This window comes from Ruegeria sp. AD9 (genome assembly GCF_056542305.1).
The window spans coordinates 194264-214581 of the sequence record NZ_JBQFZP010000001.1 but is presented as its reverse complement, the minus strand read 5'-3'; the positions used below and the strand labels follow the sequence as shown (position 1 = coordinate 214581).

Sequence of the window (20318 nt, the reverse complement as noted above, 5' to 3'; positions counted from 1 at the left end):
GGGTTGCTATCCCCGCTCAAGCCCGATGGATTTGATCGGGAAAGGTAACGGGGTCCATCGGTGACAGGTAACGCAATTCCACCGCGTCTGGAAATTCGCAACATTATCCGTCGGTTTGAAGGCCGGGTTGTTGTGGATGATGTTTCACTGACCGTTCAGGCAGGCAAGGTGACCTGTCTGCTGGGGCCGTCGGGCTGCGGGAAATCCACCACGTTGCGCATGATCGCCGGGGTCGAAATGCAGGACTCGGGTGAGATTTATGTTGATGGCAAGCTGATCTGCGACACCGTCTTCCGGGTGCCTCCGGAACGGCGCGAGATCGGTCTGATGTTTCAGGACTTTGCGCTGTTCCCGCATCTGAGTGTGGCTAAAAATGTGGCCTTTGGTCTGAAGGGCAGCAAGGACGAAAAACGCGCCCGGGTCGAGGAGTTGTTGCAGAAGGTCGACCTGATGCGATTCATCGATGGTTTTCCGCATCAACTATCGGGTGGCGAGCAACAACGCGTGGCGTTGGCGCGTGCCCTGGCGCCGCGCCCGCGCATCATGCTGATGGACGAGCCCTTTTCGGGCCTCGATAACCGTTTACGTGATGGTATCCGTGACGAAACGCTGGCCATTCTCAAGGAAGAAGATGCCGCTGTACTGCTGGTCACGCACGAGCCGGAAGAAGCGATGCGCATGGCCGACGAGATCGCCCTGATGCGGCGTGGCAAGATCGTGCAACAGGGCGCGCCCTATAACGTCTATACGCGTCCCGCGGATAAGGCGGCGGTGGCATTTTTCAGTGATGTCAACGTTTTGCGGGCGCAAGTGAATGGCGCATTGGCGGATACGCCCTTTGGTCAGTTCCTGGCACCGGGCATTCCGAATGGTACGGATGTCGAGATTGTCTTTCGCCCTCAGCACATCAAGCTGGACTTTGACCGCAACGGCAAGGGGCCATTGCCGACACCAACAGAAGGTGTTGCGGCCCGTGGCGTCGTCGAACGCGCGCGATTTCTGGGAAATGAAAGCCTGGTAGAGTTTCGCATGGACTATGATGGCTCGATCCTCAGGGCTACGGTTCCAAACGTGTTTGTGCCCAGTCCGGGCCGGGTGATGTGGCTGACCATCCGCCGCGACAAGTGCTTCGTTTTCCCCGAAACAAGGCGCTGATCCATCGATTTCCACCCGAGTGGTGCGCGAAAACCTCAGATTGCGGGGCCACGTCGCTTGCCGCAACGCAGGCCCGGGTCTATCAAGAGCCAAACGCGGGGGTAAATCGGGCACATGCGAATTCTTCTGACCAATGACGACGGGATCAATGCCCCGGGCTTGATCACGCTTGAGGCGATTGCAGCTGAACTGGCCGGACCGGATGGAGAGGTCTGGGTGGTCGCACCCGCGTTTGAACAGTCCGGGGTCGGACATTGCATCAGCTATACCCACCCGATGATGGTCGCCAAGCTGGGCGAGCGGCGCTTTGCAGCCGAAGGTTCACCTGCGGATTGTGTTTTGGCAGGGCTTCACGACGTTATGTTGGATACCCCTCCCGATCTGGTTCTATCGGGCGTGAACAGGGGCAATAACTCGGCTGAAAACACGTTGTATTCCGGTACGATCGGCGGCGCGATGGAAGCGGCATTGCAGGGCGTCCCAGCGATTGCCCTGTCGCAATATTTTGGCCCCAGAAACTTGGGCCTTGACGACCCGTTTGAGGCAGCCGCCCGGTATGGTGCAGATCTGGTGCGCCGGATTCTGGACGCAACTCCGGCAGAACAAGATGATTACCGGCTGTTCTACAACGTGAATTTCCCACCGGTTCCGGCAGACGATGTTCTGGGCACGCGGATTGCGGCGCAGGGGTTTCGGCGCGACACGCGTTTTTCGGTCGAACCGCACAGTTCACCTTCGGGGCGGCGGTTCCTGTGGATCAAGGGTGGCTATCAGCACAATCCGACCGCACCCGGAACGGATGCGGCCGTCAATCTGGAAGGCTATATCTCGGTCACGCCGATGCGCGCTGACCTGACTGCGCATGACATGCTGGAGGCATTGAAGGCGGTCGAATGAGCGGACTGGACCCTGAAACCGTAATGCAATTCCTGTTTGCCCTGCGCAAACGGGGGGTCACGGATGCGCGCGTGCTGGCTGCGATGGAGCAGGTGGACCGCGGTCGCTTTGTCACCGGCCTGTTCGCAGGGCGCGCTTACGAGGACATGCCGTTGCCGATTTCCTGCGGTCAGACGATCAGTCAACCCTCGGTCGTTGGTCTGATGACGCAGGCCCTGAACGTTGGACCACGGGACACGGTGCTCGAGATTGGGACAGGTTCAGGTTATCAGGCGGCGATCCTGTCCAAACTGGCCCGCCGGGTCTACACAGTGGAACGCCACAGGCGGTTGGTGAGCGAAACAAGCAAGCTGTTTGCCGATCTGGGCCTGATGAATATCACTTCGATGTTGTCTGACGGGTCATTTGGCCTGCCGGAACAAGCCCCTTTTGACCGGATCATTGTCACAGCCGCGGCTGAGGATCCTCCGGGCCCGCTCTTGGCGCAGCTGAAAATCGGGGGTATTATGGTTTTACCCGTGGGCCAGTCGGACGCGGTGCAGCAGTTGATCAAAGTAACGCGCACCGAAAATGGTCTGGACTATGACGAATTAACGTCGGTCCGTTTCGTGCCCCTTCTGGAAGGGCTTGGAAAGGATGAGGCGTAATAGGCTTAAAGAATTGGTCGCCGGAACTCCGGGCAACAGGGGCAGGCGTTGAGGACAGAATTATGAGAGCAGTATCCAAATCAGCAATGCGCCGCTGTGCGACCGGGGTGGCCGCTCTGGCCATTTTGGCCGGGTGCGAGGGACCTCTGGATTATGACCTTCGTGGGCAGATCGGTGGATTTTCGACCACCAATGCAGCGCAATCCGCGACGGCATCCCGCCCGACACCGGACAGCCGGGGCGTCATTACCTATCCGAATTACCAGGTGGTCGTGGCGCGCCGCGGCGATACGGTGCGGGACGTGGCCGCGCGGGTTGGCCTGCCCGAGGGCGAGCTTTCGCGCTTCAACGGCCTTCAGACAACGGACACGCTGAGAGAGGGTGAGGTTCTTGCCCTGCCACGCACTGTCGGTGCTGGAAGCAGCGTGGACATCGCGTCGGTCGCCGGGTCTGCAATTGACCAAGTGCCGGCGTCGGGTTCGGTTCAGACCACAACCCTGGAACCCGCGAAACCGGCATCAACGCCTGCGCCGATTTCAACTGGGCCGGAGCCGGTCAGGCACAAGGTCAAGCGGGGTGAGACGGCCTATACAATCTCGCGCCTCTACCAGGTGCCGGTTGAATCTCTGGCGGAATGGAACGGGTTGGGATCAGATTTTACCGTGCGTGAGGGTCAATACTTGTTGATTCCGGTCAAGAACCAGCCCGCGCCCCGGCAAAATGCGGCTAGTGCCGCGCCCGTTCCCGCCACGGAGGTGACGGAACCGGGACAGGGATCACCGACGCCGACGCCACCCAGCGCCACGCAGCCCTTGCCGGACGAGAAAGTTGAGCCGTTGGTCGAGGCCCCCGACGTGACCGCCGAAGCGCCAACCAATACGCGCACATCCGCGCTGTCCCTGCCGGTTGGCGGAACTATCATTCGCGGCTATGACAAGGGCAAGAATGAGGGCATCGACATCGCTGCCGCTCCGGGTACGTCGGTCACAGCTGCCGAAGCCGGTACGGTCGCGGCGATCACCGCGGACGCGGATCAGGTGCCGATCATTGTGGTCAAGCACAACAACGATCTTCTGACTGTCTATGCAAATGTCGATAAGATCACTGTCAAGAAAGGCGATAAGGTACGCCGTGGCCAGAAGCTGGCGCAATTGCGGGGCGGCGACGATGCCTATGTGCATTTCGAAGTCCGCAAAGGATTCGAGTCCGTGGACCCGGAACCCTATCTGAAGTGAGGCTGGATGGCCCGTACCGGGCCTGCCTTCGGCGAGAGTATTTCTGAAAATATGAAGCCTGTCAGGCGTACGGGTCATAGTCGCTCAGGCGTTTTCCGGGTTCGTCGGCGAAGATTTCCGGAAGGGGTGAAACTGCTTCGATCAGGTCGATGCGAAAAACACGAAATCCGTTGCGCAGCTCGCACCAGGCGGTAAGGGTCCAGACCCGCCCCCAGTATTCCATATGGAGCGGGCGGATGGTGCGTTCGGTCAAAACGCCGTCAATGCGGCGATAGGACAGGTGAAGTTTCTGACGTGATTTGATGGCTGCACGGATCGGGGCCATATGGGCAAGGCCCCTTGCGGCATCGGCAAATGGGTAGACCGCGAATTTCCAGCTGTCCGCCTCGGCCACGACCCGCGTTGGCAAAACAGCGTCGATCTTGTCGGCAAGCGATTGTGCGGCAGCCTTCAGGTCAGTATCCGCGGCCTCGGCCACGATGGCCATGCCAAGATTCAGCGCCTCAAGCTCGGCTGTGGTCAGGTTCAACGGGGGCAGGGTGATCTGCTCGCGCACCATGTAGCCGACACCGCGCTCGCCCTCGACCGGAACGCCCGAGGCAACAAGCGTATCCATGTCGCGATAGATGGTGCGAACCGACACCTCAAGCCGGTCCGCAATGTCCTGCGCGCGGTGCAGTTTTCCGTCGCGCAGGATCTGGATGATACCGAACAGGCGGTCAGTGCGGCGCATGACACGCCGTTCTGACCGCGTTTAGGCAGTCATGTTCCATAGTACTTTCTCGTGTCGCATCTGGATGCTATCCGGATTGATGACCGCCATCATGCCTGCTGCACATTCCTGTTGAGGAAACTGTGCGGCTGCGTCCTGTGCCGCCTTCAAATCGGTCCAGACAACATAATCGGTCCAGCGACCATCTTCGCCCTGGCTAAGCTGCCGATGGGCAAATCCCGGCGCGCTGCGCACAAAGGCCTCAGAGGCCTGACTGATTTTCACGAACTCTTCCGGCGTGGTGCCATTGGCCAGGGTGAAGGTGACGATTTCAGCAACGTGGGTCATTTAATTCTCCATTGACCTTGTTTCGATGCCAAATCCCTAACGGATACCAACTGACATAAACCTGTCAGTTGAGAATTGCGACCCCTTAGATTTCACGCGATTGCTACAATTTTCGCCGGCAAATCGGAACAGATCCCTTTTGAGACCAGCAATCGAAGCGTAAAGACTGAGTCAGATCATGTTCCCGGCGCGCAAACGTGCCGACGAAAAAGGAGAAAAGACATGCTCAACAATATCGGCCTTCCTGGCCTGCTGCTGATCGCCGTTGTGGTTCTGGTTCTGTTTGGGCGCGGCAAGATCAGTTCGCTGATGGGTGAAGTCGGCAAAGGTATCACTGCGTTCAAGAAGGGTGTGAAGGACGGTTCGGAAGAGCTGGAAAAGGACGCTTCTGAACTGGCCAAGGACGTCACACCTGAAGCCGAGAAAGACAAGGCGTAAGCGCAGATGTTTGATCTGGGCTGGACCGAGCTTCTGGTCATCGGCATCGTTGCCCTGATCGTTGTGGGGCCAAAGGACCTGCCGGTGCTGTTCCGCAATGTTGGGCGTTTTGTCGGCAAGGCGCGCGGAATGGCGCGCGAGTTCAGCAGCGCCATGAACGAAGCCGCCGATCAGGCAGGGGTGAATGAGATCAAGAAAGGTCTCAACGCTGCCGTGAACCCTGTGGGATCGGCCATGGACGGTGTCAAGCAAGCCGCGCAGGAGATGGCGAAAAGCATCGATCCCACAAAGTTCGATCCTGACAGCGAAACAGGGAAACTGGCGGCCGAGCGGGCCGAGCAGGCCAAAAAAGTTCAGGCGTCAGCCGCCCGTGCGACCGCCGAGCGCAAAGCCAAAGAAGCAGCCGATGCGCTGGCCAAGGCAGAAGAGGCCGAAGCCGCGCTGAACACTGAAAGCAAGACATGAGCAAAACCGACGAGATTGACGATTCTTCGGCCCCGTTGATCGAACATCTGGCCGAACTGCGCACACGGCTGATCCACAGCGTTGTGGCGTTTCTGATCGGTATGATCATCTGTTTTTCGGTGGCGACGCCGATCTTCAATTTCCTGACCAATCCCCTGTGTGACGTTCTGGCCGAGCGCGGGCAGGATTGTGGCCTGATCTTCATCTCGCCACAGGAAGGGTTTTTTGTTGCAATCAAGGTTTCCCTCTTGGGTGGGTTCATTCTGGCATTTCCCTATATCGGGATGCAGATGTGGCGCTTTGTGGCGCCGGGCCTCTACAAGTCCGAGAAAAACGCGTTCCTGCCATTCATGCTTGCTTCGCCCTTTATGTTCCTTCTGGGCGCAAGCTTTGCCTTCTACGTTGTCACGCCTCTGGCCTATGACTTTTTCCTCGGGTTCCAGCAATTCGGGGCTGAGGGTGAAGCCGTGGCCGATGGGGTCAGCGCGGCACCGCTGAGTGTGGTGTTTCAAGGCTCAGCCCAGGAATATCTGAACCTGACGATCAAATTCATCGTTGCCTTTGGATTATGTTTCCAGTTGCCGGTTCTCCTGACCCTTATGGGGAAGGCAGGACTGGTCAGTGCCGAGGGGCTGGGCGCTGTTCGGAAATATGCGGTGGTCGGCATTCTGGTTCTGGCCGCAGTCGTCACACCACCGGATGTCATTACGCAGATCATACTGTTTGTGGTGGTGTACGGTCTGTACGAGATTTCGATCTTCCTGGTCGCGCGAGTTGAAAAGAAACGCGAGGACCAGTTGCGCGCTGACGGTTACCACGATGATGAAGCGGAAGCGGATGATGACCTGATGCAGGAGTTCGAAGACGACAAGTAAGTCTGCCGACGAAACCAAAAGGGCGCGCCATCCAATGGCGCGCCTTTTTCATTGGAAACTCTTGTTGTGCCAATTGGAACGTGCTTTGAACCCCTCAAGACAAAACCGGAGGCCCACATGGATGACCAAGCCCTGAACCGTATCGCCGAGGCGTTGGAACGCATGGCACCGGCTCCTTTGGTGGCGCCTGATTTTGCCGTTGCTCCAGCATTTGTGTGGCATGTCGAACCGGAACGACTGGAACCTGTTACGCAAGTCAACCGGGTCGATCTGGATCTTCTGGTCGGCATCAATCGCTCTCGCGACACGTTGATGGACAATACGCGCCGGTTTGCAGCAGGGTACAAGGCAAATAATGCGCTGCTCTGGGGGGCGCGGGGGATGGGAAAGTCGAGCCTTGTAAAGGCCGTGCACGGCTCACTGAGCGCTGATTACGCCGATCTAAAGCTGGTCGAATTGCAGCGCGAGGATATGGGAACGGTCGCACGGTTGCTGAACCATCTGCGCGCAGCACCCTACAGGTTCATACTGTTTTGCGATGACCTGTCGTTCAGCCACGATGACCAGCATTATAAATCTCTCAAGGCTGTTCTGGATGGCGGCATTGAAGGCAGGCCGGAAAATGTGGTCTTCTACGCCACTTCGAACCGCCGCCATCTGATGCCGCGGGATATGATCGAAAACGAACGGTCCAGCGCCATCAATCCTTCCGAGGCGGTCGAAGAAAAAGTCTCGCTGTCGGATCGCTTCGGCCTGTGGCTTGGGTTCCATCCCTGCGATCAGGACGAGTATCTGGCGATGATCGACCGCTATTGCGCCGCCTATGGCGTTTCCGTTGATGCACAGACCCTGCGCGCCGAGGCAATTGAGTGGCAAGCCACGCGCGGGTCGCGCTCTGGCCGTGTCGCATGGCAATTCTTCGTCGATCTGGCCGGGCGCAACGGCGTGCATATCGCCTGATCCCGGCTTCACCTGGCTGCAAATATCACCGCCAGAGGCATGGCCCGCCAGGGCCATTTCCTAAAGCAGTGCCAGAATCCGCGCAGCTTCATCCTTGGTGCTGTTCAGAACGCTCCGGTCTTCCCCGGGATGAAACCGCGCGCGGACGGCCGTGGGCATCGGCGCGGGTTCGACAACCGAAACCCGCGGACCGGTGCGTTCAGTCTCGACGGCCCAGCTGCGGGCCAGAGCCATCTGCGCGGCCTTGGTGGCACCGTAGATGCCATAAAACTTCTCGCCAGCCTTCGGATCGTCAAAAAACACCGCATGGCCACTCTCGCCCAGAAGGGGTGAGACATAGGGAATCAGAACCGAGGTCGCGTTTGCATTTGTGTTGATCGCCTTGGACCATTCCTTGGGGTCAACAAAATGCACCGGCGTCAGTGCTGATGTGTGGATGGCTGTGTGCATCCACAGGTCGACCTTACCCCAACGGTCATGGATGCCACGACACAGGGTCGCCATGGCGTTTGGATCGGTGATGTCCATGGGGGCCAGAGTGGCTGACCCGCCCTTCGCCTTGATACGGTCGTCCAGCTCTTCCAGCCCGCCGGTGGTCCGGGCGACGGCGACGATATGGTATTCAGGTGCCAACGCTTCGGCCAGCGCAGCGCCCAACCCGCGAGAGGCCCCGGTGATAAGGGCGATTTTTGTCTGATCGGTCATGGCTGCGGTTTGAACCCCTGCGCGAGGGGCGTCAAGTCGCGATTAGCTGCCGGGAATGGCGATCCGCTTGGTCTGGCCGCTTTGTCGCAGCATGATTCCCTGTTCATCAATTGCAACTACCATGCCCGAGGCGACACGGCTTCCGGGTTCAACCTCTTTCACGCGGCCCGATGACAGGCGTACCAAGGCGTGCAGATCGGTTTTGGGCCCGAACACTCCCAGGACAGAAACGGAGTTCTTGTTTAACGCGCCCTGCTGCGTGGCCGCGCTTTTGACATTGGTGTTTGACATGGTCCGTGGCCCGGCGTGAGTTCCGAACCCCTTATTTGTGTGAGTGGTTGCCGCCCGATAACAAAACGATCAGGTAAGCAAAAGACCCTCACAGACACAACGCTTCACGACGTAGCGACCCTTTTGTTAGCCCTTGTGATCGTGCAAGATTCACCGCCGGGTTGTGGCAGATTTCCACTCATCGGCGGAACAGTTTAGATGCGAGCCATATTTAACAGGGCTGTCCTATCTGTATGTCGAACGGTTTGATTCGTTGTTTGAACAGAATCCAAGCGTGCCATAAATGGGTGGGGTCTTTCAGCCTGAGGCGAGTTTGGCCGCATTCCAGGACCCGCCCGGAACCTGCATATCCGCGCGTTTCTGGCTGACACGGCTGCTGTTTTCCAGACTGTCCAAGTAATCCGCGCTGACGCTGCCGGTAATGTAATTGCCGTCAAAGCAGGAACAATCAAATCCTTGGATGTCCGGGTTGCCTTCCTGGGCGGCCCAGATCAGGTCCTCCAAATGCTGATAGAACAGCGCATCGGCGCCCAGCTCTTCACGGATCTCTTCGATCTCTTTGCCATTTGCGATCAGCTCGGCCTTGGTCGGCATGTCGATGCCATACACATTGGGGTATTTGACCGGCGGCGAAGCGCTGGCCACATAAACCTTCTTTGCCCCAGCGTCGCGGCACATCTGAACGATCTTTTTGATGGTGTTGCCCCGCACGATGGAATCGTCGATCAACAGAACGCTGTGACCTTCGAATTCCAGCGGAACGGCATTCAGCTTGCGGCGCACGGATTTCTGTCGCTCGGCCTGACCCGGCATGATGAAGGTACGCCCGACATAGCGGTTCTTCACCAACCCCTCGCGATAGGGGATGCCGGTGATTTTAGCCGCTTCCAGTGCCACGGGGCGGGCGCTGTCGGGTACGGGAATGATCCGGTCGATTTCCAGGCCCGAGTCCTGAATTTGTTTCGCCAGCGTCTGTCCCATGCGCATCTGGGTTTTATAAACCGAGACTCCGTCCAGCAGTGAATCCGGACGTGCCAGATACACATACTCGAAGATACAGGGCGTCAGCTTGCCTTCGACCGCCTGAAACTCGTGCATGTTGCCTTTCAGGTCGATCAGGATGGCCTCGCCCGGGCGCAGATCGCGCAGCTTCTCAAAACTGTTGATGCCAAAGGCCACGTCTTCCGAAGCAAAGGCATAATCGTCCCCCTGACCGTCGACATTGCGCTTTGCGACCGACAGGGGCCGAATGCCATATGGGTCGCGGAACGCCAGCATGCCAACACCAGCCACCAGACAGATTACCGAGTAGGCACCTTGAACCCGCTCCATCGTCATCTTCACACCGGCAAAGATGTTTCGGATCGGATCCGAATTGCCGTTCACCTTGATGGCGTCAGCCACTTTGTCGGCCAGCACGTTCAGCAGGATTTCCGAATCCGATGTGGTGCGCAGGTGGCGACTATATTTCCCGGTCACTTTCTCGCGCTGTTCCGCTGTGTTGGTGATGTTGCCGTTGTGAACAAGATAGATACCGTAGGGTGCGTTCACGAAGAAAGGTTGCGCTTCGGCCGCGCTGAGTGATCCGGCCGTGGGATAACGAACATGACCCATGCCGATATGACCCAGAAGGGTTTCAGCATCCTGGGCGTTGAAAACGTCCTTGACCAACCCATTGGCTTTCTTTTCCCGGAAGAATTCGCCGTTGTAGGTCACGATCCCGGAGGCATCCTGACCCCGGTGCTGCAACATCAGCAACCCGTCATAGATCTCAGCAAAGACATCATGTGTCCGGCTTGCGATTCCTAAAATCCCACACATTCAAGGGGCTCCAACTTCTATGACGATTTCATTCGAGGATTGACCGCAGTTCGGCACCGGACTTTCTGCATCTTCAGCGCGGAAATGTTCACTACGCAGGAACAAGACGCCGTTAGGGCGACCATCACTGCGATCAGCGCGCATTCATACAGAAAGTACAAGATCGGTGGCTCCGATTCCGTGGCGGGTTGGCCCCCACATAATGCCTATTGGCGTGGCTGTCATCAAAGGATCACAATAGCCAAATGCCGCAGGCCAAGTTTGCGCATGTCGATGTAGAAAAACGAAGATGGTGACATGCGCAAACATATGTGCTGTCATGCATTTGATTGCATACATAACTGCTAAATCTCAGCACCTCGGGGGGACCTGAATGTGGCAACATAAACCTCCTCACAAGAACCAGGAACGGATCAGGCAGCGGTGCCATCGGTGCAGGGGATTGGGGCGCGCGTCGTGCCAGATCTGTAACGGAGCAGGCGAGGTCGCCAAAAGCAGAGATATCTTTGGAAAACCGGTTTTCAGTCGATGTGACGGATGCTTTGGCTTGAAAACAATCCGCTGCACCGTGTGCGGTGGAGAGGGGTTTGTCTGATCTGCAACAAAAAAGCCCGGCAGCGCCGGGCTTTCATGAATTGGTGAACTGCCTATCAGCCGTTGGAAGGCGCAGTTGTTGCCGGTTCAGCGTTTCCTGCCGTGCAACTGGCGACCAGCTGTTCATACTGAGTCGTAACCCAGCCCAAAGCCGCCTCGGGGTTTTGTTCCTCAATCTGGCCGCTGAACTGTTCAAACACCTTGGCCGACCGGCTTTCATCAACAATTGTGTAAGACTGGCCGGTCATGACGGTGTCGTAAACGAAGAATGCAATCGCAACCAGAAGGATGCCACGAGCGATGCCGAAGAACAGCCCCAAAGCCTGATCCAGGCCGCCAAGGGCCGAACGCTGAACCAGCGATGAAAACAGCGGTGTGAAGATACTGACCACGATCAGCGCCACCGCAAAGACCGCTGCAAACCCGGTGATCACAGACAATTCACAACTGTCACGCAAGAAATCTCCGACGACCGGGATTTCCTTGACCAGAGGTACAGCCTGCGGGGCGAAGATGAACGCCAGAACGGCCGCCGCAACCCAACCCGCGATGGCCAGAACTTCGCGCATGAAACCACGCGAGTAGGCCAGCAAGCCTGACAGCACGATGATCAGGGCAACTACCCCGTCGATTATTGTAAAACCTTCCATGGCCCTCGCCTGTTCTTTTTCTGCCCCTCAAGGCGCGACTTTAACCTGCTCCGAAGGTTTCGCCAACAAACCCCACCAAATCAGAGGGTCGGGTGAGTGTCAGACCTGCCACAGTACCGGTTTTGCCACCTGCCGGAGCTATTGCCGCTGTGAAACCAAGTTTTTGTGCTTCTTTCAACCTGTTTTCTGTCTGCGGAGCCGGTCTAAGTGCCCCTGACAGCGAGATTTCCCCGAAAACGACGGTGTCTGCGGGCAGGGCTGTGTCTTCGCGTGCGCTCAGCAATGCAGCAGCCACGGCCAGATCGGCGGCGGGTTCACTGACTTTCAACCCACCGGCCACGTTCAGATAGACGTCGAGACCCGCAAAAGGAATGCCGCAACGCGCTTCAAGAACGGCAAGGATCATCGCCAACCGCCCGCTGTCCCATCCCACCACTGTCCGGCGCGGCTGTGAATGGGGGGACGGGGCGACAAGGGCCTGCAATTCGACCAGAACGGGCCGTGTGCCCTCAATCCCGGCAAAGACGGCAGAGCCTGGGCTGGGCGTACCGCGTTCCGACAGGAACAAGGCCGAGGGGTTGGTGACCTGCGCGAGCCCTTTGCCCGTCATCTCGAACACGCCAATTTCGTCGGCGGGACCAAAGCGGTTCTTGACCGCCCGCAAAATACGAAACTGATGGCCGCGTTCGCCCTCGAAATACAGAACCGTATCGACCATGTGTTCGACAACACGGGGGCCCGCAATCTGGCCATCCTTGGTCACGTGTCCGACCATGATGATCGACACGCCATGCCGTTTCGCAAAGGCGGTCAATTCATGAGCAGCCGCCCGGACTTGCGACACGGACCCCGGCGCGCTGTCGACATTGTCGGCCCACATGGTCTGGATCGAGTCGATGATCGCCAGACCGGGTTTTTCGGCTTCAAGCGTGGTGAGAATGTCGCGTAGGTTGGTTTCGGCTGCAAGTTGCACCGGCGCGTTCTCCAGCCCAAGGCGGCGCGCCCGCATGCGAACCTGAGCACTGGCTTCTTCGCCCGAGATATAGATCGTCTTGACGCCGGCACGGGCAAATCGGGCAGCAGCTTGAAGTAACAGGGTGGATTTACCGATGCCGGGGTCGCCGCCCACCAACAGGGCAGATGCAGGAACAAGCCCGCCGCCGAGCACCCGGTCCAGCTCTTCCACTCCGCAGAGCGTGCGGGGCGGCGGGGTTTCCTCGGTCGACAGGTCGGTGAGCTTCATCGACCGCCCGCGTTTCGAGCCCAGCGATTTCTTGGCTGGGCCTGCCGACAGCGGTACGTCCTGTATGATCGAGTTCCACTCGCCGCACCCGTCGCAGCGACCCGACCAGCGGGAATGGGATGCGCCGCAGGCGGAGCAGGAGAAGGTTGGTTTTGCCATGACGCCTTGGTGCCCGAGGACGGGCGGTTCTTCAAGCCCTTGCAGGGCTTTCCTCGTCGTCAGCGGTACACCGCACTCTATCTCCGGGCGATGGTTTTGTTGTGGCGTTCAGTGAGAATGCCCAAAGCGATGGAGGCAAGGATGCAGGCGGTGAAAAGGTAAAGACCCCATGCGGTCTCAACAGTGGCGTAAGAGATGCCTTTGGCCAGCGTGATGTATAGCGCGATCAGGAATATGTCGGCCATCGCCAGCTTGCCGAGGATGTTGAGCGCAGGCTGCACACGGGCATCAAGCAGGTTCCATTGGATCAGCGCCGTGCCGATGGTTTTGATGTAGGGGGCGAAAAGGGCGAAAATGGTGACGATCAGCGCAAGGAAGACGTCAGATTTCCACAGGGACTGGAGGCCGGTGATGACGCTGATTTCGCTGAGGCCAAAGATCGGCAGAAACCCTGCGCGCATCAGCGGGGCGAACCACGCGATGGGGTAGAAAACCAAAAGTGACAGGGTTGCGAAACGCAATATCATGGCGGCCAACGCTATTATGTTTGACCGCCTGACATTACGGTGTTGGATCGTGGGTTCAAGGATGCTTGTTCAGTAGTTTATCTTGCGCGCTTCATACGAGCCATCAGATTGGTTTTGAGAATGAACTGATGGAACAAGGCGGCCAGGAAATGCAAGACAATCAGAACAAGCATTAGCGTTTTCAGGATCTCATGCACTTCGGCGGACGCTGCTATCCCACCAAACCAGGCCAGGGCACCTGAGGCGGGCACCAATACCATCAACGCATAGAGTGAGAAGTGCGTGACATGCGCGGCGAGCTTCATCGCGGCTGTTTCTTTATCCGGAAGCGGTGGCGCGCCGCGGGTCAGGCGCAATGCAATCCGCCAAATCGCGAGTGCAAGGACAAGCAACCCTCCGAGCACATGGAGAGCAACTGGTGCTTGAATAGAGATAGGCAATCCGCGTTCGAATTGATCCCAGGCATCAGACATCGGCTCGTGAAAGAGAAACTGAATTGCGATCAGAACGAAAATGACCCAGTGAAGGGCGATTTGCGCGCGAGAATACGAAGTGGGCATGGGGAAGCTCCGACAAACTTTAACGTTGCTCTGGTTTAACGCGAAACTGTCAGATTTCCGTCGATGGTTTTTTTGATTTATTTGTCCAGCTTCACTGCCATCACCGCACCGCCTCAATCGGCCCCTCGGCACTCCCGCTGATAAACTGTTCCACATAAGGATCACCCGAGGCATCCATCTGACCGACTGGTCCAGTCCACTGAATGACGCCTCCGTGCAGCATCGCCACGTTGTCGGCAATGGCGCGGACGGAACTCATGTCGTGGGTGATGGTCATCGCGGTGGCGCCCATCTCTGTCACGATTTCGCGGATCAGGTCGTTGATGACGCCGGACATAATCGGGTCGAGGCCCGTGGTGGGTTCATCAAAAAAGATGATCTCGGGCTCGGCGGCGATGGCGCGGGCAAGGCCCACGCGTTTTTGCATGCCACCTGACAGTTCTGCCGGAAAGCGGTCCGCCACGTCGGATTTCAGGCCCACGCGGCGCAGTTTTTCGATTGCGATCTCGCGCGCTTCTTCGGTGGGACGTTTCAGGGATCCACGCAGCAGGCGGAAGGCGACGTTCTGCCAGACGGACAGCGAGTCAAACAAGGCTGAGCCCTGAAACAGCATGCCAAACCGCGCCAGAAACGCGTCGCGGTCGCCTTTGGACGCGTCTTTGCCGTCGACATAGATCATGCCGTTGTCGGGTTTGATCAGACCCAGGATACATTTCAGGGCAACAGATTTCCCGGTGCCCGAGCCGCCGATGATGACCATCGAGGTTCCTTTGGGAATCTCAAGATTCATTCCACGCAATACGTGGTTTTCACCAAAGGCTTTTTCGACGTTCTCCATCCGGATCATAGTGAGAAAAACACCCCTGTGAGAACAAAGTTTGCGGCGAGGATCAACACGGCTGCGGCCTCGACCGACCCTTTGGTTGCGCGACCGACACCCTGTGCGCCGCGGCCCGAGTTCATGCCGTAATAGCAACCCATGATAGCCGCGATCACGCCAAAGGCCGCGCCTTTGACCAGAGACGATACAATGTCGCGCATCTCAAGGAAATCGACGGTGTTTTTCAGATACGCCGCCGGGTTGAAGCCCAGGTTCTGCGTGGCGACAGTGTATCCGCCCGCAATCCCGATAACGTCACCTACGGCGACCAGTGCAGGCACGGTGATCAGCGCGGCCAGCACACGCGGAGCAGTAAGGTATTTCATCGGATGAGTGGAGAGCGTGACCAGAGCGTCAATCTGTTCGGTCACTTTCATCGTGGCGATCTCGGCCGCGATGGACGAGGTCACGCGCGCGGCGATCATCAGGCCGACCAGCACCGGGCCAAGCTCTCGCACCATGCCGATGGCGACAATCTGGGGCACGACGGCTTCGGCGTTGAACCGCGCACCGCCCGCATAGATTTGCAAGGCCAGCGCGCCGCCGGTGAAAATGGCGGTCAGGCCGACGACGGGCAGGGACAACCAGCCGATATTCAGCAGGGCCATCCCGAATTCACGCGGATAGAAAGGCGGGCGCAAGATGTGCGACACTGCATCAAGCGCGAACAGGGCCACCCGGCCAAAAGCCGCAAGCAGGCCCAGCACGGTACGGCCCAGCCCCCCCAGCGCGCTGATTGGGTTCATTCCACGTAGCCCCGCGAATAGCGATTGCCCATTGATGTCAGGATTTCATAGCCAATTGTACCAGCGGCCTCGGCCAGATCATCAACGGTTTGGTGACCGTTGAGAATGCGCAGACGCTCCGGGTCTTTCGGCAGGTCTGTGACGTCCACGGTGATCAGATCCATCGAGATACGTCCAACAACCGGGCAGGGTTGGTCGCCCGCAAATGTGTCGATGCCGCCGCCAATAGCGCGATGCAGGCCATCTGCATAGCCGGCAGCAACGGTGGCGATCCGGGACGGCCGGCGCGCCACCCAGGTGTTTCCATAACCCACGGTCTCGCCCACGGCCAACTTGCGCACCTGAATGACAGGAAGGTCGACGGTTACAACGGGTTTTGCACCGGCAAAGGGCATGCCGCCGTAAAGGCCGATGCCCGGGCGGCAGAAATCAAAATGAAACTCAGGCCCCAAAAGCATCCCGCCCGTCGCCGCCAGAGAACGCGGCGCGGCGACCCCATCAGTCATGTCGCGGAAGGTTTTCAGTTGTTGCTGGTTCATCGGGTGGTCCGGCTCGTCCGAGCAGGCCAGATGAGACATGATGAGCGCCGGGTTCAAGGCTTCGGCTTTGGAGCGCAACTCTGCCCAGTCGGCAGGTTCAAGACCAAGCCGGTTCATGCCGCTGTCCAGTTGGATACCAAACGGGTGGTCGGGCAGGGCTTCTGTGTGGCGTTGAAACTGTTCCGGCGAGTTGATCAGCGGTATCAGGTCGTTGCCGCGCAGCAGGTCGGCATCGCCTTCCATATGTCCCGAAAAAACGAAAATCACCGGGCCGGGGCCAACTGCCTCGCGAACGGTTGCGCCTTCTTCTGCGGCGGCCACGAAAAACTTGCGAACACCTTCTTCTACCAACGTGTCGCTGACAGGTCCTGCGCCCAACCCATAGGCATCTGCCTTGACCACGGCTCCGGTTTCGACCCCGGTTTTCGCGTCGAGTGCCCGCCAGTTTCTGGCGAGGGCCTGAAGATTGATCGTCAAACGTGCAGTACTCATGGGACTGTTCATGACATTGCGCCGTCCAAGGTCAAGAGGGAAAGGGCTTTTTCCGCGACAGATTGCGCCCACCTAGTGACAGATACGGCGGAAAACACCCAAAAAAGCAGACATTTTGGCGACTTGCTGCTGTGTTAAGCCGTTTTCGGGATTGTCTTCACATAGGTGTTAAAGTGATGTTGAGAACAAGATCGTCCCATCGCTGCAATAAGCGGTGCTGCGGCATATACCGAGGAAATCATGGATTTTTATACCGAACAAACGCCAGATCCGTCCGACACAGCCCGGTTTTTCGCAGAAGTATTTTCGGCGTCGGAAGGCCCGGACGAGGGGGCGGTTATCGAAGCTTTCGTGCAAGAGTTGATCGATACCACCCCACCGCAGGATCTGGTGGTGTGCACCGCGCGACGCGATCAGGTGCTGCTTGGCTGTGCCATTTTTTCCAGAATGCTGTTTCCACAGGACACGCGCCGGGTTTTTATCCTGTCGCCAATGGCTGTCAGAACAGACAAGCAAAAAGCCGGGATTGGACAGGCTTTGATCGCGTATGGTCTGGATTGCCTGCGGACAACAGGCGTGAACGTGGCGCTCACCTACGGTGATCCCGCTTACTATCGAAAATCAGGTTTTGAACGGATTTCTGAGGCCACTGCACAACCGCCGCTGAAGCTGAGCCATCCGCATGGCTGGCTGGGGCAGTCGCTGGATGGTCAAGCGCTTGCGCCACTTAGCGGCCCGTCGCTATGCGTGTCTGCGTTGAACAATCCGACGCTTTGGTGAGTGCGGAGTTCAATCTGTCAGAAAACAGGCGGGCGGACCCATTCTCGGTTCGAGCGCTAGATCCTGAATGGCGCGAAAGGTTCAGAGAACCTTTTTTGCTTTGCCAGCAATCAAATGAAGGTCAGGAAAACCCAGGCAAGGCTGTCCTTTCGCGATCAATAACCTTCGATTTCACCACCCTGCTGCCAGGGTTTGACAAGATTGCCGAACCGGGTGAATTGCGCCTCGAATGACAACTCGACCGTGCCGATTGGACCGTGGCGCTGTTTGCCAACGATAATCTCGGCCTTGCCATGAAGCCGTTCCATGGCCTGCTTCCATTCTTCCATCTTCTCAAGCTCGTGATCGCCGGGTTTTTCACGTTCCTTGTAGTATTCTTCGCGGAACACGAACATCACGACATCGGCGTCCTGTTCGATCGAGCCTGATTCACGCAGGTCAGACAGCTGTGGACGTTTGTCGTCGCGGTTTTCGACTTGGCGGGAAAGCTGCGACAGGGCAATCACCGGAATGTTCAGTTCTTTGGCGATTGCTTTCATGCCCATCGAAATCTCGGCAATCTCGTTAACCCGATTGTCGGACATGCCGCGGCACAGTTGCAGATAGTCGATCACCAGCAGGTCCAGCCCATGCGTACGTTTCAACCGGCGCGCGCGGGCGGCAAGCTGAGAAATCGGAAGGGCGGGCGTGTCGTCGATAAAAAGCGGGCAGGCTTCAAGTTCTTTGGCCGCATCCACGAAACGGCGGAATTCGGCCTCGGTCATGTCGCCCTGACGGATTTTGTGGCTGGAGATTTCGGACGCCTCAGCCAGAACGCGCCCGGCCAGCTGTTCGGCGCTCATCTCAAGTGAGAAAAAGCCGACGACCCCGCCGTCAATTGCGCCTTCGGAACCATCCGGTTTCAGACCGCGTTTGTACGCTTTAGCCACGTTGAAGGCCACGTTGGTCGCCAACGAGGTTTTCCCCATCGACGGACGACCCGCGAGAATGATCAGGTCCGAGGGGTGAAGACCACCCAGTTGTTTGTCGAGATCGACCAGACCGGTCGAGATCCCAGCCATGCCGCCACCGCGCTGGTAGGCTTCGTTGGTAACATTGACGGCTTCTGTGACCGCCTTGAGGAAGGACTGGAACCCCTGTTCGGTCTGGCCCTGCTCGGAAAGCTGATAAAGCTGTTGCTCGGCCTCGACGATTTGTTCTTTCGGTTCGCTGGCTACATCAACCCGCGCGGCCTTGTCGGAGATGTCGCGGCCCAAGCGGATCAACTCGCGCCGGATGGCGAGGTCATAGATCATCTGGGCGTAATCATGTACCGCAAAGGCACTGATCGACGCGCCGGCCAGTTTGACAAGATAGGCGGGTCCGCCCAGTTCCTTCAGGCCCTCATCCTCGGCCATGAAGGATTTCAACGTCACAGGCGAGGCCAGCGTGTTCTTTGCAATGCGTGCAGCGGCGACCTCATAAATGCGGGCATGAACCGGGTCATAGAAATGCTCGGACCCAATGATCGAAGCGACCCGGTCGTAAAGGTCGTTGTTCGTCAGAATGGCACCCAGAAGCTGCTGTTCAGCCTCAATGGAATGCGGCATGGTTTCAGCGTTCTGGATCTTTGCCGCTGCCTGCTCGATACTGCTGATCTCGTTCATTGCTATTCTCTTGCCCCTTGGACAGAGGCCATAACGCAGCGCCCTGAGTCGGCGCAAATTGTATGTTTTCTGGGGATAGCCTGTGCATATCTTCCCACCCCATCATATTGCAGGATGGGGCAGGGCCCCGTCAACATGTTGTGGATGGAGCGTTGGGCTTTCTCGTAATGTTTCTGAATGAGAAACGGTTTGCGTTACGTCAGCCTTTGTTCGCGTCCTGCCAGCCACGCGGGTCGTTTAAAAACGCCTCGACCCCGTCAAGTGTTTCCTGATCAAAGGCTTTTTGCGCCTTAGCCTCGGCCAGAACATCCCACCACGTGCAAAGGTGATGCAGCTTCACACCATGGTCGCCCAGCGTCTTCTCGGTTTCGGGGAAGATACCGTAGTAAAAGATCACAGCCGTATGCCCGCAGGTGGCACCGGTCTCGCGGATTGCATCGACGAAGGACAGTTTCGAACCACCATCGGTGGTCAGGTCCTCGACCAGCAACACGCGTTCACCTTCGCTCATTGCGCCTTCAATACGCGCGTTGCGCCCATAACCTTTGGGCTTCTTTCGCACATAGGTCATCGGCAGCGCCATACGTTCAGCCACCATCGCGGCAAAGGGGATGCCCGCAGTTTCGCCGCCCGCAATGTTGTCAAAGGCTTCAAAACCCGCGTCCCGCATTACTGTAACGGTCAGAAAATCCATCAGCGTGGAACGAATGCGCGGGTAGGAGATCAGCTTGCGGCAATCGATATAGGTCGGGCTGGGAAGGCCACTTGCCAGCGTGAACGGCTCGCGCGCGTTGAAGTGGACAGCCTTGATCTCCAGCAGCATCCGGGCCGTCAGGCGAGCGATTTCGGTGCTATCGGGAAAAGAACTGGGGATCATGGCAGGACCTCGGCGATGAAATGATGTTTCGGGCTGATAGCCCGACCCTTGGCCTGGAGTCGAGAGCTGTTGAAAC

Annotated in this window: 23 protein-coding genes; 9 read left to right on the top strand and 14 right to left on the bottom strand. The window is 57.9% G+C overall.

Annotated elements, in window-relative coordinates:
• The first annotated feature begins 87 nt into the window (after positions 1-87).
• The 4 genes from ACR0AM_RS01015 (at position 88) to ACR0AM_RS01000 (ending at position 3934) form a co-directional block, all read left to right on the top strand.
• The gene (locus ACR0AM_RS01015) at positions 88-1155 is read left to right on the top strand and encodes an ABC transporter ATP-binding protein (RefSeq protein ID WP_480622074.1); all 1068 of its coding nucleotides are present in this window, start codon (positions 88-90) and stop codon (positions 1153-1155) included.
• A gap of 114 nt (positions 1156-1269) precedes the next feature.
• Positions 1270-2052, top strand: coding sequence for a 5'/3'-nucleotidase SurE (gene surE, locus ACR0AM_RS01010; RefSeq protein WP_480473150.1), 783 nt, complete (start codon positions 1270-1272; stop codon positions 2050-2052).
• A complete protein-coding gene (locus ACR0AM_RS01005) occupies positions 2049-2699 on the top strand; it encodes a protein-L-isoaspartate(D-aspartate) O-methyltransferase (RefSeq protein WP_480473148.1) in 651 nt (216 codons plus the stop codon). Before surE ends, ACR0AM_RS01005 begins: the two co-directional genes overlap by 4 nt.
• Positions 2700-2761: 62 nt before the next feature.
• Entirely contained in the window at positions 2762-3934 is a 1173-nt protein-coding gene (locus tag ACR0AM_RS01000) for a peptidoglycan DD-metalloendopeptidase family protein (protein WP_480493043.1), read from the top strand.
• Between the two features lie 61 nt (positions 3935-3995).
• On the opposite strand, the gene ACR0AM_RS00995 is transcribed toward ACR0AM_RS01000, so the two are convergent.
• Together ACR0AM_RS00995 and ACR0AM_RS00990 are read right to left on the bottom strand one after the other, a co-directional pair.
• Positions 3996-4667: a helix-turn-helix transcriptional regulator gene (locus ACR0AM_RS00995; protein WP_480621894.1), complete on the bottom strand. Its 672-nt coding sequence runs from the start codon at positions 4665-4667 to the stop codon at positions 3996-3998.
• Between the two features lie 21 nt (positions 4668-4688).
• A complete protein-coding gene (locus tag ACR0AM_RS00990) occupies positions 4689-4994 on the bottom strand; it encodes a hypothetical protein (RefSeq protein WP_480621893.1) in 306 nt (101 codons plus the stop codon).
• Positions 4995-5216: 222 nt separating this feature from the next.
• On the opposite strand from ACR0AM_RS00990, the gene ACR0AM_RS00985 reads away from it, so the two are divergent.
• The 4 genes from ACR0AM_RS00985 to ACR0AM_RS00970 all read left to right on the top strand — a co-directional run bounded on the left by ACR0AM_RS00985 (position 5217) and on the right by ACR0AM_RS00970 (position 7732).
• Positions 5217-5432, top strand: a complete 216-nt coding sequence (locus tag ACR0AM_RS00985; RefSeq protein ID WP_480473142.1) for a twin-arginine translocase TatA/TatE family subunit — start codon at positions 5217-5219, stop codon at positions 5430-5432.
• A gap of 6 nt (positions 5433-5438) precedes the next feature.
• Positions 5439-5897 (top strand): Sec-independent protein translocase protein TatB, encoded by a 459-nt coding sequence (tatB, locus tag ACR0AM_RS00980; RefSeq protein WP_267364187.1) that lies wholly within the window; start codon positions 5439-5441, stop codon positions 5895-5897.
• Positions 5894-6772: a twin-arginine translocase subunit TatC gene (gene tatC, locus ACR0AM_RS00975; protein ID WP_480621892.1), complete on the top strand. Its 879-nt coding sequence runs from the start codon at positions 5894-5896 to the stop codon at positions 6770-6772. The genes tatB and tatC overlap by 4 nt, the downstream gene beginning before the upstream one ends.
• A gap of 117 nt (positions 6773-6889) precedes the next feature.
• The gene (locus tag ACR0AM_RS00970; RefSeq protein WP_480553704.1) at positions 6890-7732 is read left to right on the top strand and encodes an ATP-binding protein; all 843 of its coding nucleotides are present in this window, start codon (positions 6890-6892) and stop codon (positions 7730-7732) included.
• Positions 7733-7792: 60 nt separating this feature from the next.
• Here ACR0AM_RS00970 and ACR0AM_RS00965 read toward each other — a convergent pair whose 3' ends face one another.
• The 10 genes from ACR0AM_RS00965 to alr form a co-directional block, all read right to left on the bottom strand.
• Positions 7793-8437, bottom strand: a complete 645-nt coding sequence (locus ACR0AM_RS00965; RefSeq protein WP_480621891.1) for an SDR family NAD(P)-dependent oxidoreductase — start codon at positions 8435-8437, stop codon at positions 7793-7795.
• A 42-nt stretch (positions 8438-8479) separates the two neighbouring features.
• Entirely contained in the window at positions 8480-8728 is a 249-nt protein-coding gene (locus ACR0AM_RS00960; RefSeq protein WP_480473134.1) for a hypothetical protein, read from the bottom strand.
• A gap of 297 nt (positions 8729-9025) precedes the next feature.
• Entirely contained in the window at positions 9026-10549 is a 1524-nt protein-coding gene (purF, locus tag ACR0AM_RS00955) for an amidophosphoribosyltransferase (RefSeq protein WP_480493046.1), read from the bottom strand.
• 650 nt (positions 10550-11199) lie between these two features.
• Positions 11200-11793 (bottom strand): CvpA family protein, encoded by a 594-nt coding sequence (locus ACR0AM_RS00950; RefSeq protein ID WP_267364181.1) that lies wholly within the window; start codon positions 11791-11793, stop codon positions 11200-11202.
• Positions 11794-11833: 40 nt separating this feature from the next.
• A complete protein-coding gene (radA, locus tag ACR0AM_RS00945) occupies positions 11834-13195 on the bottom strand; it encodes a DNA repair protein RadA (RefSeq protein WP_480621890.1) in 1362 nt (453 codons plus the stop codon).
• A 77-nt stretch (positions 13196-13272) separates the two neighbouring features.
• Positions 13273-13722: a paraquat-inducible protein A gene (locus ACR0AM_RS00940; RefSeq protein ID WP_480473128.1), complete on the bottom strand. Its 450-nt coding sequence runs from the start codon at positions 13720-13722 to the stop codon at positions 13273-13275.
• 77 nt (positions 13723-13799) lie between these two features.
• Positions 13800-14282, bottom strand: coding sequence for a cytochrome b (locus ACR0AM_RS00935; protein WP_480621889.1), 483 nt, complete (start codon positions 14280-14282; stop codon positions 13800-13802).
• Between the two features lie 100 nt (positions 14283-14382).
• Positions 14383-15129 carry an ABC transporter ATP-binding protein gene (locus tag ACR0AM_RS00930; protein WP_480621888.1) on the bottom strand — a complete coding sequence of 249 codons (747 nt, stop codon included), beginning with the start codon at positions 15127-15129 and terminating at the stop codon, positions 14383-14385.
• Positions 15126-15908 carry an MlaE family ABC transporter permease gene (locus ACR0AM_RS00925; protein WP_209503739.1) on the bottom strand — a complete coding sequence of 261 codons (783 nt, stop codon included), beginning with the start codon at positions 15906-15908 and terminating at the stop codon, positions 15126-15128. The genes ACR0AM_RS00930 and ACR0AM_RS00925 overlap by 4 nt, the downstream gene beginning before the upstream one ends.
• The gene (alr, locus tag ACR0AM_RS00920; RefSeq protein WP_480621887.1) at positions 15905-16939 is read right to left on the bottom strand and encodes an alanine racemase; all 1035 of its coding nucleotides are present in this window, start codon (positions 16937-16939) and stop codon (positions 15905-15907) included. The genes ACR0AM_RS00925 and alr overlap by 4 nt, the downstream gene beginning before the upstream one ends.
• 240 nt (positions 16940-17179) lie before the next feature.
• Between alr and ACR0AM_RS00915 the strand changes: the two genes are divergently transcribed.
• Positions 17180-17719: a GNAT family N-acetyltransferase gene (locus ACR0AM_RS00915; protein WP_480621886.1), complete on the top strand. Its 540-nt coding sequence runs from the start codon at positions 17180-17182 to the stop codon at positions 17717-17719.
• Positions 17720-17874: 155 nt separating this feature from the next.
• On the opposite strand, the gene ACR0AM_RS00910 is transcribed toward ACR0AM_RS00915, so the two are convergent.
• Both ACR0AM_RS00910 and ACR0AM_RS00905 read right to left on the bottom strand, forming a co-directional pair.
• On the bottom strand, positions 17875-19365 hold the full coding sequence (locus ACR0AM_RS00910; RefSeq protein ID WP_480473116.1) for a replicative DNA helicase: 1491 nt from the start codon (positions 19363-19365) through the stop codon (positions 17875-17877).
• 199 nt (positions 19366-19564) lie between these two features.
• A complete protein-coding gene (locus ACR0AM_RS00905) occupies positions 19565-20242 on the bottom strand; it encodes an orotate phosphoribosyltransferase (RefSeq protein WP_480621885.1) in 678 nt (225 codons plus the stop codon).
• Positions 20243-20318: the final 76 nt, after the last annotated feature.

What these genes read in the sequence shown, in the direction of transcription:
- surE (WP_480473150.1), top strand. Translation starts at nt 1,270, where the DNA reads ATGCGAATTCTTCTGACCAATGACGACGGGATCAATGCCCCGGGCTTG.
- ACR0AM_RS01005 (WP_480473148.1), top strand. Translation starts at nt 2,049, where the DNA reads ATGAGCGGACTGGACCCTGAAACCGTAATGCAATTCCTGTTTGCCCTG.
- ACR0AM_RS01000 (WP_480493043.1), top strand. Translation starts at nt 2,762, where the DNA reads ATGAGAGCAGTATCCAAATCAGCAATGCGCCGCTGTGCGACCGGGGTG.
- ACR0AM_RS00995 (WP_480621894.1), bottom strand. Translation starts at nt 4,667, where the DNA reads ATGCGCCGCACTGACCGCCTGTTCGGTATCATCCAGATCCTGCGCGAC.
- ACR0AM_RS00990 (WP_480621893.1), bottom strand. Translation starts at nt 4,994, where the DNA reads ATGACCCACGTTGCTGAAATCGTCACCTTCACCCTGGCCAATGGCACC.
- ACR0AM_RS00985 (WP_480473142.1), top strand. Translation starts at nt 5,217, where the DNA reads ATGCTCAACAATATCGGCCTTCCTGGCCTGCTGCTGATCGCCGTTGTG.
- tatB (WP_267364187.1), top strand. Translation starts at nt 5,439, where the DNA reads ATGTTTGATCTGGGCTGGACCGAGCTTCTGGTCATCGGCATCGTTGCC.
- tatC (WP_480621892.1), top strand. Translation starts at nt 5,894, where the DNA reads ATGAGCAAAACCGACGAGATTGACGATTCTTCGGCCCCGTTGATCGAA.
- ACR0AM_RS00970 (WP_480553704.1), top strand. Translation starts at nt 6,890, where the DNA reads ATGGATGACCAAGCCCTGAACCGTATCGCCGAGGCGTTGGAACGCATG.
- ACR0AM_RS00965 (WP_480621891.1), bottom strand. Translation starts at nt 8,437, where the DNA reads ATGACCGATCAGACAAAAATCGCCCTTATCACCGGGGCCTCTCGCGGG.
- ACR0AM_RS00960 (WP_480473134.1), bottom strand. Translation starts at nt 8,728, where the DNA reads ATGTCAAACACCAATGTCAAAAGCGCGGCCACGCAGCAGGGCGCGTTA.
- purF (WP_480493046.1), bottom strand. Translation starts at nt 10,549, where the DNA reads ATGTGTGGGATTTTAGGAATCGCAAGCCGGACACATGATGTCTTTGCT.
- ACR0AM_RS00950 (WP_267364181.1), bottom strand. Translation starts at nt 11,793, where the DNA reads ATGGAAGGTTTTACAATAATCGACGGGGTAGTTGCCCTGATCATCGTG.
- radA (WP_480621890.1), bottom strand. Translation starts at nt 13,195, where the DNA reads ATGGCAAAACCAACCTTCTCCTGCTCCGCCTGCGGCGCATCCCATTCC.
- ACR0AM_RS00940 (WP_480473128.1), bottom strand. Translation starts at nt 13,722, where the DNA reads ATGATATTGCGTTTCGCAACCCTGTCACTTTTGGTTTTCTACCCCATC.
- ACR0AM_RS00935 (WP_480621889.1), bottom strand. Translation starts at nt 14,282, where the DNA reads ATGCCCACTTCGTATTCTCGCGCGCAAATCGCCCTTCACTGGGTCATT.
- ACR0AM_RS00930 (WP_480621888.1), bottom strand. Translation starts at nt 15,129, where the DNA reads ATGATCCGGATGGAGAACGTCGAAAAAGCCTTTGGTGAAAACCACGTA.
- ACR0AM_RS00925 (WP_209503739.1), bottom strand. Translation starts at nt 15,908, where the DNA reads ATGAACCCAATCAGCGCGCTGGGGGGGCTGGGCCGTACCGTGCTGGGC.
- alr (WP_480621887.1), bottom strand. Translation starts at nt 16,939, where the DNA reads ATGAGTACTGCACGTTTGACGATCAATCTTCAGGCCCTCGCCAGAAAC.
- ACR0AM_RS00915 (WP_480621886.1), top strand. Translation starts at nt 17,180, where the DNA reads ATGGATTTTTATACCGAACAAACGCCAGATCCGTCCGACACAGCCCGG.
- ACR0AM_RS00910 (WP_480473116.1), bottom strand. Translation starts at nt 19,365, where the DNA reads ATGAACGAGATCAGCAGTATCGAGCAGGCAGCGGCAAAGATCCAGAAC.
- ACR0AM_RS00905 (WP_480621885.1), bottom strand. Translation starts at nt 20,242, where the DNA reads ATGATCCCCAGTTCTTTTCCCGATAGCACCGAAATCGCTCGCCTGACG.